The sequence below is a fragment of the Balneolaceae bacterium genome, from assembly GCA_034521445.1.
Lineage (GTDB): Bacteria > Bacteroidota > Rhodothermia > Balneolales > Balneolaceae > JAXHMM01.
On sequence record JAXHMM010000015.1, the window covers coordinates 1 to 10,740 of the forward strand.

The 10,740-nt window shown below is 59.3% G+C and carries 8 protein-coding genes; 6 read left to right on the forward strand and 2 right to left on the reverse strand.

The genetic code is table 11. The features are described 5' to 3' along the window. The first annotated feature begins 183 nt into the window (after nt 1-183). Together U5K31_13705 and U5K31_13710 are read left to right on the forward strand one after the other, a co-directional pair. Nucleotides 184-1,143 carry a pyridoxal-phosphate dependent enzyme gene (locus tag U5K31_13705; protein ID MDZ7773775.1) on the forward strand — a complete coding sequence of 320 codons (960 nt, stop codon included), beginning with the start codon at nt 184-186 and terminating at the stop codon, nt 1,141-1,143. Nucleotides 1,144-1,200: 57 nt separating this feature from the next. Continuing rightward, a complete protein-coding gene (locus U5K31_13710) occupies nt 1,201-1,893 on the forward strand; it encodes an SIMPL domain-containing protein (protein MDZ7773776.1) in 693 nt (230 codons plus the stop codon). Nucleotides 1,894-1,916: 23 nt separating this feature from the next. Here the strand turns inward: U5K31_13710 and U5K31_13715 are convergent, their stop codons facing one another. Further along, nucleotides 1,917-2,888, reverse strand: a complete 972-nt coding sequence (locus tag U5K31_13715) for a PIG-L family deacetylase (GenBank protein ID MDZ7773777.1) — start codon at nt 2,886-2,888, stop codon at nt 1,917-1,919. Nucleotides 2,889-2,955: 67 nt separating this feature from the next. Continuing rightward, complete coding sequence (locus U5K31_13720; GenBank protein ID MDZ7773778.1) at nt 2,956-3,639, reverse strand: arylesterase; 684 nt, start codon at nt 3,637-3,639, stop codon at nt 2,956-2,958. Nucleotides 3,640-3,832: 193 nt separating this feature from the next. Here U5K31_13720 and U5K31_13725 point away from each other — a divergent pair, with 193 nt between their 5' ends. The 4 genes from U5K31_13725 to U5K31_13740 all read left to right on the forward strand — a co-directional run bounded on the left by U5K31_13725 (nt 3,833) and on the right by U5K31_13740 (nt 10,505). Further along, on the forward strand, nt 3,833-4,558 hold the full coding sequence (locus U5K31_13725; GenBank protein ID MDZ7773779.1) for an ABC transporter ATP-binding protein: 726 nt from the start codon (nt 3,833-3,835) through the stop codon (nt 4,556-4,558). Nucleotides 4,559-4,562: 4 nt separating this feature from the next. After that, nucleotides 4,563-7,151: an FtsX-like permease family protein gene (locus tag U5K31_13730; protein MDZ7773780.1), complete on the forward strand. Its 2,589-nt coding sequence runs from the start codon at nt 4,563-4,565 to the stop codon at nt 7,149-7,151. A 97-nt stretch (nt 7,152-7,248) separates the two neighbouring features. Then, nucleotides 7,249-7,608, forward strand: a complete 360-nt coding sequence (locus U5K31_13735) for a hypothetical protein (protein ID MDZ7773781.1) — start codon at nt 7,249-7,251, stop codon at nt 7,606-7,608. Nucleotides 7,609-9,797: 2,189 nt separating this feature from the next. Beyond that, nucleotides 9,798-10,505 (forward strand): hypothetical protein, encoded by a 708-nt coding sequence (locus U5K31_13740; GenBank protein MDZ7773782.1) that lies wholly within the window; start codon nt 9,798-9,800, stop codon nt 10,503-10,505. Nucleotides 10,506-10,740: the final 235 nt, after the last annotated feature.

Below are 10,740 nucleotides of genomic sequence, written 5' to 3' on the forward strand. Positions count from 1 at the left end.
GAATTGGATTTTTTTCCCAGGCCCGGGGGCACGGGAAATCGGTCTACGGTTTCCGTGCCCCCTTTTTTTATTGCGCCGTCTCCCCTAGAAGCTGAGTGCCCTCCCCTTACGCCTCCCGTAAATTTGCCTATATTCTGCAGGAATGCCCCGCAACAGACACCCAAATCCAGCGCTGACGCCCCTATGCCTCTTCTCCAGGAAATAGCCGACGCCCACCGACGCCTCCGGGGCAAGGTGCTCCGCACGCCCCTGGTGCGCTCCCGCTGGTTGAGCGGGGCCGTCGATGGCGAGGTCTGGCTCAAGCTGGAGAGCGAGCAGCATACGGGTTCCTTCAAGGCCCGGGGCGCCCTCAACAAGCTGCTCTGGCTGCGCGAGCAGGGCGTGGACGCCCTGCCGGTGACAGCCTCCACCGGCAACCACGGGCAGGGCTTCGCCCGCGCGCTGCACCTGCTGGGGATGGAAGGCAAGGTCTTCCTCCCCCGCGGGGCGGACGAATCGAAGGCGGAGGCCATCTCCTCATGGGGCGCCGTTCTGGAGTATTATGCCGAGGACCCCTACGAGACGGAGGTGCACACCCGTCAGCTGGCCGAAGAGAAGGGATGGGTCTACGTGAGCCCCTACAACGACCTCCAGGTGGTGGCCGGGCAGGGTACCATTGCGGCGGAGATCTGGGAGCAGGGACCCGCCCCCGACACCATCCTGGCCACCGTCGGGGGAGGCGGACTCATATCGGGCCTGGCCTGTCACGCACGGGACCGCGACCCGGAGGTGCGCATCCTCGGCGCCCAGCCGGAAAACTCCCCCGAAATGGCCGTTTCGGTGCGGGCGCCGGCGAATACCGGGAGGTGGAATCCCGCCCCACCCTCTCCGACGGGCTCGGCCGGCGGCTTCGAACGCAATGCCATTACCTTCGACTATTGCCGAAACTACGTCGACCAATTTATCCTGGTGCCTGAAAATGAGATCGAGGAGGGCATCCGCGGGATGATCGCCCGCCACCACAAGCTGGTGGAGGGGTCGGCCGCGGTGGCCGTGGCCGCCCTGCTGCGTGAGCCGGAGCGCTTCGCCGGCCGGACCACCGCGGTCGTCATCTGCGGGGCCAACATTGCCACGGAGAAGCTGAAAAAGGTGATCTGCGGCTGATACTTTTTAAGCCGGACTCCCCGTTGAGCAAACGAACCCCAACCAACCGTCAAGACCATGCGCGCTTCTCTTCTTACCACGCTCTTCCTCCTGCTGACCCTCTCGCTTCAGGCCCAGCAGACCCGGCAGAATCCCTCCACCATCCAGGTCAACGCCACCGGAGAGGTGCAGGTGCCGGCGGACCTCATCCAATTCAACATCCAGGTGAACGCCGAGGGCAGCTCGCCCCAGCAGGTATACGACCTTCACAAGCAGCGGGAGACGCGCCTGGTGGAGCTGCTGAAAGAGTATGGAATCGCGGATGACCGCATCCGTTACCGTCCCGTCTCCATCAGCTCCGTGAACGAGAACCGCCGTACGGCCGGGGCCCTTTCGGTGCGAACCAGCCAGCAGGTATACCTTACCCTCGAAGATTTCGAGGTTTATGAGCGTATCCAGCTGGGACTCATAGAGGCAGACTTCGACCAGTTCAGCGGAAGCTTCTCCTCCACCCGGGCCGATTCGGCCCGGGACGAGGCCCTGGCGCAGGCCCTGGCAGAAGCCCGCCGCAAGGCCAGCCTCATCGCCCGGGAAGCCGGCGTGCCGCTGGGACGCATTCTTGAAATTACCTACGGCGGAGACAGCTATCCTATGGAGCGCGGCATGATGATGAGCGAGATGGCGGCCGGCTCGGCCGACCTGATGGAATTCCCGCAGACGGTCACGCTGAGCAGCACCGTCTCCATACGCTTTGCCATCGGCCGGGAGTAGGCGGCCCGCATCTCAGTCCCCGGTCAGCCACCGGAAGCGGCGGTGGAATCGTCACGGGCGTAGATGTCGGCCGCGTTGACCGCCTCAAAGAAACGGCGCACCTTCTGCTCGCCTTCCGGTGGATTGAGCCCGTAGTACCAGTAGCGCTCCAGATCGCCCCGGTTCATGAGCTGCTGCATGGTGCCCTGCGACTTGTGCTCGGCAATGACCCAGTTGGCGATCATCTTGTAGTTGAGCTCGTTTTCGTGGCCGAAGGTCTGCGTGCGGTCGAAGACAAAAGGCGTGACCGAGCGGTCCAGCCGCGTCAGCGGATAGTCCTCCAGCATCTCGAAGGAGCTGGGCTCTTCGTCCGCGCTCGCCATGCTGGTGGCCAGCACCAGGGGACGCTCCTCCGGCGCCATCCCCTCGACGGCCCGCAGCGCCAGGATGGCGGAGGCCTTGTGGTGGGCGTGGGTGCCGGGGTATGGCATCATGGTGAAGACAAAGTCGTAGCCCTCTTGGCGGATGGTCTCGCGGAGGGTGGAGACGATATAGTCGGCGTCCCACTCCTCCATGGGCACCGCGGGGTCGAGGGAGTACTGGCGGTCGAGCTGTTCGAAGAAGAAATACTTGCGCATGCCCACGATTTCGCCCCCGGCCATCAGTTCCTGCTTGCGGATATTGGGGAGCCAGGCGCGTCCCACCTCCTCCTTGTCCAGCTCCTTGCCGTAGATGTAGTTGCCCAGCGTGGAGTAGCGGTAGCCCCCCTCCCCGTTGGTCATCAGCGCCAGGTCCACCACCCCGCCCAGCAGATGGGTCGTCTTGAAAACGGTGGCGGCGTAGATGGCGTCGTCGTCGGGGTGGGCGGTCACCAGCAGAATGCGCGGCTGGTAGTCAAGCTGCGCGGCGGGCGGCTGCGGGGGAGCCTGGGCGTACGCCGCCTGCCAGCCGGCGGAGGTCAGCAGGGCTGCGAGCAGCAGCGTTGAAACGGTTCGGAATGCAAATCGATGGTTCATGTCGAATGGTTTTGGATTGCAGAGCGGTTGAAAGGTAGAAATCTGGCGGGAAAATAAAAGCCGCAGGCTACGAGCCGCGCATCTCCTGCAGGATGGGCCGGATGGCCTCCCAGACGGTCTGGGCCATCCTTTCGTGTCCCCGAGCGTTGGGATGAATGCCGTCGTTCTGCATGTACTCCTCGAAGCCGCCCACCCCCTCCATCAGAAAGGGAATGAGCTCGGCGTCGTTCTCGCGGGCCAGCTCGGGGTACATGGACTCAAAGCGCGCGGTGTAATCGGGTCCCAGGTTGGGCGGCACCTGCATGCCGGCGATCACGATGCGCGCGTCGGGGTAGGTCCCGCCTACCTTGTCGATGATCTGCTGCAGGTTCTGCCGTGTGGAGGCCAGGTCGATGCCGCGCAACCCGTCGTTGCCCCCCAGCTCCAGCACAAAGAGATCCACGTGCTGGCGCAGCACCCAGTCAATGCGGCGGAGTCCCCCGGCCGAGGTCTCCCCGCTCAGTCCCCCGTTGACGACCGTAAAGTTCCAGTCCAGCGAATCGATACGCCGGCGCACCAGCGCGGGAAAGGCCTGCTCCTGCCCCACCCCGTAGCCCGCCGTAATGCTGTCGCCGAAAAAGAGGATGCGCATGGATTCGGTCTGGGGCGCGCCCTCCGCCTCCGCGCCCCCTCCCCCGCCCTGTGCCACAGCCGTGCCGGCCACGCCTGCCAGCAGGAGCAGGAGCGCCAGGACATAAGGTTTAACATGCATTAACGGAAGACTCATCTTTTGCCGTTTATATTCGTAGGAGGCCGAACGGTCCCGCGCGGGAAACCGCGCCGTCCCCGGCAGCCCAAAACTCCAGGCGGGCGCCTCCCGTTCCGGCGGGAGGCTGCCGTAGGGCGGAATGATTTGCCCGGCCCGGAACGTTATCGCACCTTGCATTTCAACCCGGCTGGAGACCATGGACAAGGCCATACTGGAAGTTACGAATCTTACCCAGCAATTCAGAAGCGGCGACCGCGAGCTCACCGTGCTCGACCACGTCGATTTCTCCGTGGAGGAGGGCACCACCTGCGCCATCGTGGGTCCCTCGGGCAGCGGCAAAACCACCCTGCTCGGGCTCTGCGCCGGACTGGACCGGCCCACCGCGGGCGAGGTGGTGCTCAACGGGGTGAGCCTGGGAGCGCTGGACGAGGACGAGCGCGCGCGGGTCCGCAACGAACACGTGGGCTTTATCTTCCAGACGTTCCAGCTGGTGCCCACCCTCACCGCCCTTGAAAACGTCATGGTGCCGCTGGAATTGCGGGGCGAGGCTACCGAAAGGGTGCGCGACCACGCCCTCGACCTGCTGGAGCAGGTGGGCCTGGGAGAACGCACCAGTCACTATCCCACCCAGCTTTCGGGCGGGGAGCAGCAGCGCGTAGCCATCGCCCGCGCCTTCATCAACCGCCCGCGCATCCTCTTCGCCGACGAGCCCACGGGCAACCTGGACGCCGATACCGGCGCCACCATCGAGGAGCTCATGTTTGAGCTGAACCGGGCCTCCGGCACCACCCTGGTGCTGGTCACCCACGACCTGGAGCTGGCCCGCAAGTGCCAGCGGGTGATCCGCCTTCGCAGCGGCGCCATCCACAGCGATGAGCAGACGGCGGAAGCTGCCGTCGGAACCGACGCCAAAAGCCGCTAGCCCTATGTTCAGCACGTGGACCTGGAAAATGGCGTGGCGGGACGCCCGCTCCAACAAGAAGCGGCTGCTGGTCTACATCTCGGCCATCGTCATCGGCGTGGCCGCCCAGGTGGCCATCACCTCCTTCCGCGACAGCCTCAACTACACCATCGATCGCCAGGCCAAGGAGCTGCTGGGCGCCGATCTGCAGATCGACTCCGAGGATCCCTTCACCCCCGAACAGCAGGCCTTCTTCGATTCCCTCGGCGGGGAGCAGTCGACGGTAGTGGACTTCCCCTCCATGGCCCTCTTCCCCGGCAAAGGCACCCGCCTGTCGGACCTCCACGCCGTGGAGGGCGGCTTCCCCTTCTACGGGGAGCTGGAGACCGACCCCGCCTCCGCCGCCCGCACCTACCAGCAGGGGCAACGCGCGCTGGTGGACCACACCCTGATGACCCAGTTCGGGCTGCAGCCGGGCGATTCGGTGAAAGTCGGACAGGTCACCTTCGAGATCGCAGGCTCCCTGCTCAAGATCCCCGGGCAGAACCTTGCCATCTCCATGGTGAGCCCGCGCATATTCATACCCAAAGCCTGGCTGGACTCCACAAACCTGGTGCAGCGCGGCAGCCGCATCGACTACAATACCTACTTCCAGTTCAGCGACGAACGCGATTTTGCACAGATCGAGGAGGCGGCGGACCGTTTCACCGAGTCCCAGGAACCCGACTACGACATGGGCTATGACACGGTGGAAGAGCGCCAGCAGGAGCTTGGCGCCGTGGTGGACAACCTGGGACGCTTCCTGAACCTGGTGGGCTTCATCGCCCTGTTGCTGGGCGGCATCGGGGTGGCCAGCTCCATCCACGTCTACATCAGCCGCAAGATCAACGCCGCCTCGGTGCTGCGCTGCTTCGGCGCCTCCGGCCGGCAGGTGACCGGCATTTTCCTCATACAGGCCCTGGTGCTCGGTTTCCTGGGCGCCTTGGCCGGCGTGCTCGTCGGCATCGCCCTGCAGTATATGCTGCCCGGCCTTTTCAGCACCTTCCTGCCGGTGGAGGTCATCCTGCGCATCTCCTGGCTGGCGGTGGGACTGGGCCTGCTGACCGGCACGGGCGTGGCCCTTGTTTTCGCCCTGCTGCCCCTGCTCTCCCTGCGCAAGGCCTCCCCCCTCTATGCCCTGCGCTCCCTGAAAGGCTCGCTCATTTCCCTGCTCTCCTGGCGCACCCGCTACGGGGTCTATGCCGCGGTTGCGCTTACGGTTACCGCCTACGCCGCCCTGCTGACCCAAAGCGTAAAGGCGGGCATCTTCTTCACCACGGGCATCCTGGTGGCGCTTGGTCTCCTCTGGGGTGTGGCGCACGCGCTCATATGGGCCGTTCGCCGCTGGTTCCCCTCCGGCTGGCCCTACGTCTGGCGACAGGGACTGGCCAACCTCTACCGTCCCAACAACCAGACCTCCGTACTCATGCTCTCCCTCGGGCTGGGCATGCTCATGGTGAGCACCCTCTACTTCAGCCAGGACATGCTCATGTCCGAGCTGGAGTTCGCCTCCCGGGAGGACGCCCCCGACCTGGTGCTTTTTGATATTCAGTCCGACCAGAACGACCGCGTCAGCGAGATCATCCGCGGCGGCGGGGGCCAAATCATCCAGAACGTGCCCATGGTCACCATGCGCATCTCCCACCTGCGGGGGAGGCCGGCCGATTCGGTGCAGGCCGACACCACCGACCGGGTGAGCGGCTGGGCCCTCAACCGCGAGTACCGCGCCACCTACCGCGATTCGCTGACCGAAACCGAGACCCTGGTGGAAGGCACCTTTACGGGCTCGGTGGCCGACACGGTGGACGTGCCGCCGGTAAGCGCCTCCCGCGAGATCACGCAGGATCTCAACCTGGAGCTGGGCGACAGCCTCACCTTTGACGTGCAGGGCGTACCGGTGCAGGCCCATATCGGCAGCATACGGGAGGTGGACTTCCAGCGGGTGAGTCCCAATTTCTTCATGGTCTTCCCCGAAGGGATCCTGGAGGGAGCGCCGCAGATCTGGGTGACCATCAGCCGGGTGGGCGACGAGCAGACGGCCTCCTCCATCCAGCAGCAGGTGGTGCAGGCCTTTCCCAACATCTCGGCCATCGACATTACACGGGTGCTGGAGACCATCAACGAATTCATCGACCAGATCTCCTTCGCCATCCAGTTCATGGCGCTCTTCAGCATTCTGACCGGTCTCATCGTGCTGGCCAGCTCCGTGGCCACCAGCCGCTACCAGCGCATCCGCGAGAGCACCCTCCTGCGCACGCTGGGAGCCAGCAAGGCGCAGATCATTAAAATTCTTTCGGTGGAGTACCTATTCCTGGGCGTGCTGTCGGCCCTTACGGGACTGATTCTCTCGGTGGGTGCCACCTGGCTGCTGGCAGGCTGGTACTTCGAGCTGGACTTTGTGCCCGATCCCATGGTGATTGTGGTGGGCACCGCCGCCGTCACCGCCCTCACCATCGCCATCGGCATGGTCAACAGCCGCAGCGTCTACCGTAAGACGCCCCTGGAGGTGCTGCGCCTGGAGCACGGTTGGGTCGCCGTGACAATCCGGTTTGTCCTTTCGCAGGTAATGAGATAGAATTAGGCATCGAGGCCGCAACTCAAACACCCGCATCATATGGCTACGGCAACCGCTGATCGAGGAGTTTCTGGAGGAGCAGTTCAACGAGAACCGCGTGCGCTACCTCTTCTACAAGGAAAAGCAGCTGCTCAAGGAGGGCGATTACCGCACCTTTGCCGAGCGCCAGCTGGAACACAACCGGAGTATCTTCTGGTCGGTCTCCTTTACGGTGTTCTTGCTGCTGGCCTACGGCACCTGGTTCCTGCTGGAATACGGCACCGAACCCACCGCGCTTCCGCCTGGCGCTGACCCTTGCCGCCCTGGGCTGCGCCTGGCCGGCATGCTGCTTTTCACCGCGCGTGAGTACTACACCATAAGGGGCTCGATGACCCTGCTGATCAAGCTGTTGGACGAATACGATGTACCCGGTCGTCGTAAGTGGGTCAAATCGTCAGAAGTCAAAAAACAGGTGTAAGAGGAGGTCAGAATGGGCTAAAGAGGTTTGAGTTATTCAAGATTCGGAATGAAAGTATTGCCAGAGTAGCGAAGAGTCCGTTTCTAACCAAATGATGTATTCACGGTCGTTGCTTCAATTACCGATCCAAAACACCCGCATAAAGCTTTGATCAAGATACATTCATATCCGAGATGAACTATCGTCGTCATGATTAATAATGTACCTCTAGACAAGTAATACGGCCACTTTGATTTATGAAACAGAAGCGACGATGCCAAAAATGCCTCAAGACAATTAGTACTATCAAACAACTTTCCGCCCAACCTCACAACTTTCAGGAGCGCCATCGTGAAAAATTCCAGGCTGTATCCGGTTCCATCAGCTTCCCCGCGCAGTCATGCCAAGAGAGGAACAATTGCGAGGGTGCCTATAATGGTTACAAGTTGCTTCCCAGATCGACCATAGTGTTTACATAGAGATTGATAAGCCTTGACAGTTTCCGTTTCAAACTCCGTATAATAAATTCGGGTTCGGTTATGATATTACGCGCCACTCGTAGGCATTCGAATGGATTCCAGGTATCTTCCCGAGTGTATTCGTATATATCAATAATAAATATCCGCAATCCTCATTCCTTTAATGGCGCTGACAAAATAGTTTGTTTTTATGTGTATCGAGATCATATACTCTTACTGGCGGTAAAACGTGGGCTAGTTACCTTCGTATTCTCAATTTCTTCTTTGTGGTTCAATGGAAGCGTATGCAATCGGGCTGATAATCCTGCGAATCTCATTTCCACTCAAATTAAAATAGAATAGGTAACTCGTCCTGGTGGAATAAATAAATGCTCACCATTTACCTGACTGAAACTACTTCTCCCAGTTAAAGAAATAGCATTTATGGGCTGAAGTTATGCGGCTGAATTTTACTGTATGATATTTAAGGAAGAACTTTGAAAAAATTAGCCGATAGTGAAGAACTGAACTGATTAAGCTATCTCCTACCGCAACCATGCGATAAGGGTCATATTTCACCGTTCGGTAAAAATGAAGCTCGCCATGGAAAGTGAAAAACCCATTATTTTCCGTTTCCGGAATCCATTGCGAAGAGCGTATCAGTGGAATTCTTCTATATCAATGAGTGAAACTCACCTGGACCTGGCCGGTTCCCCCTCCGGACGATCTGATATACCTTCCACCCAGATTTTGAAACCGCTCAGTACTCATGTCCCCAAAGTCCCCACGAAAATCGATCCATCGATCATTTCAAAATTTTTGTGCCCGCAGGAATCTTTAGTGTCAGAATGCAGATTAACTTTATTTCCAGATTATCATTATTCCACATTCTACTATCCGGCGATTGCATGATTTCGTTCTTATCCGAATAATTTTATTTCTTTTCCGGTCCACTCGAGATATATTGATAAGCAACGACCGGAGACAATAATTACAAATATTGTGATTATTGCTATTTTAATTTCTCTCATAGCCCCATAATGAGTCCATTTTACATAAAAAGGCCCAACAGGCCTTCTCCGGACCCATTACTTCTGCAGTCTTAATCCTCAATGGGCCCTTGCCACTCACCATTACAGGTTAATGAAACCGTTACATCCCTGCTGTTTAGGCATGAAACCGCTTGACAGGAATCTTGGGTCCATTCTCCACATAATTCCGTGCAGAGATTATCACAGTATAGCAAGTCATCGTCATCTTGCCCCAATAATGAATTCGGATGGAAACAAATCCGACTGCTAGTATGAGTACCGCTCTGATGATGAGTTTAAAATTATTTCATAATACACATTGATTTATTTTTTATTGCAACGTAAATCCAACATTTGTTTTTTTTTTCTGATAAAGTCAAATACATGATTCAAAAAATTTTATTTTCACAGACGTAGGTTTTATTACGTACTAGTTAGGTGTAATGTCAATGGTATTACACCTAAATCACTTCCCATTCAGGTTTAGCCCCATTTAAGAGACTTGTATAATGGGACGCGTTTGTCAATATTAAGGTGACTATGAAGCTGCTACTCCAACCCCATCCCCAGCTGTCCCCCGGAAAACATTTCAAACGCATGCTGCCCGGCCTGAAGAAGCGCAAGGTGCGCAGCGGCAAGAAGCCGGGCGCCGCCCCGGTCATCGTGCAGCATATCGGTGAGCAGCGCGTGGACGAGGTGCAGATCACCATTCGCGACTACAGTGAGGGCACGTGGACGAGAGTCCATTCGCGACATCGAGGAGGCGCGCCCTTACCTGGAGGATCCCTCCAAGACGTGGATCAAGGTCTACGGCCTGCACGACATCGAAAAGCTCAAGACCATCTGGTCCTATTTCGATTTGCACCCGCTGATCCAGGAAGACATCGTCAGCACGCAGCACGTTCGCGGTGTGGAGCAGCTATCGACAACTGCACTTCTATCTTTCGTGCTGCGCGCGCTTCGACTGTCCGACGGCGCAGGAGGAGACCCTGGACAGCCGAGCAGATCAGCGGTGGTGCTGGGCGACAACTTCGTCCTTTCCTTCCAGGAGAGCGACAAGCCGTGGGCTTCGGCTCCCATCCTGGACCGGCTGCGCATCGAGAGCAGCCGCATCCGGCAGCGCGGGACCCTGGACTACCTCGCCTACGCGCTGATCGGACACCGTCGGTCGACCACTACTTTGAGCGCGCTCGAAGGCCTGGGTGACGAGACCGGTAGCGCTCGGAGGATCAGCTTCATCGAGGATCCCGATGCGGAGCATCTTCCAGCCACATCCACCGGCCTCCGTCGCGACGTCACCTACGTTTCGAAAGAGCGGTATGGCCGCGCTTCGCGATACGCTCGAACAGCACCATACGCGACGAGCTCGCCGTTTCGTCGAGGACGCCACGAGGCATCTTCCTGCGGACGTGTTGCACGGCCAGCGTAGTCCAGATCATCGACAACGTGGAGAACTACCGTGACATGCTCGATGGGCCGATGCACGACATGTTACATGACGCGGGTCTGCAATACGAATGAACGAAGTGATGAAGGTGCTGACCATCATCGCCACCATCTTCATCCCCCTCGACCTTCATCGCGGGCATCTACGGCATGAACTTCGATCCCGACGCCAGCCCCGTGGAACATGCCCGAGCTGGGCTGGTACTGGGCCAGGCGAC

Excerpts from the sequence above, each read along its gene's own strand:
- U5K31_13705 (MDZ7773775.1), top strand. The coding sequence starts at position 184 with ATGCCTCTTCTCCAGGAAATAGCCGACGCCCACCGACGCCTCCGGGGC.
- U5K31_13710 (MDZ7773776.1), top strand. The coding sequence starts at position 1,201 with ATGCGCGCTTCTCTTCTTACCACGCTCTTCCTCCTGCTGACCCTCTCG.
- U5K31_13715 (MDZ7773777.1), bottom strand. The coding sequence starts at position 2,888 with ATGAACCATCGATTTGCATTCCGAACCGTTTCAACGCTGCTGCTCGCA.
- U5K31_13720 (MDZ7773778.1), bottom strand. The coding sequence starts at position 3,639 with ATGCATGTTAAACCTTATGTCCTGGCGCTCCTGCTCCTGCTGGCAGGC.
- U5K31_13725 (MDZ7773779.1), top strand. The coding sequence starts at position 3,833 with ATGGACAAGGCCATACTGGAAGTTACGAATCTTACCCAGCAATTCAGA.
- U5K31_13730 (MDZ7773780.1), top strand. The coding sequence starts at position 4,563 with ATGTTCAGCACGTGGACCTGGAAAATGGCGTGGCGGGACGCCCGCTCC.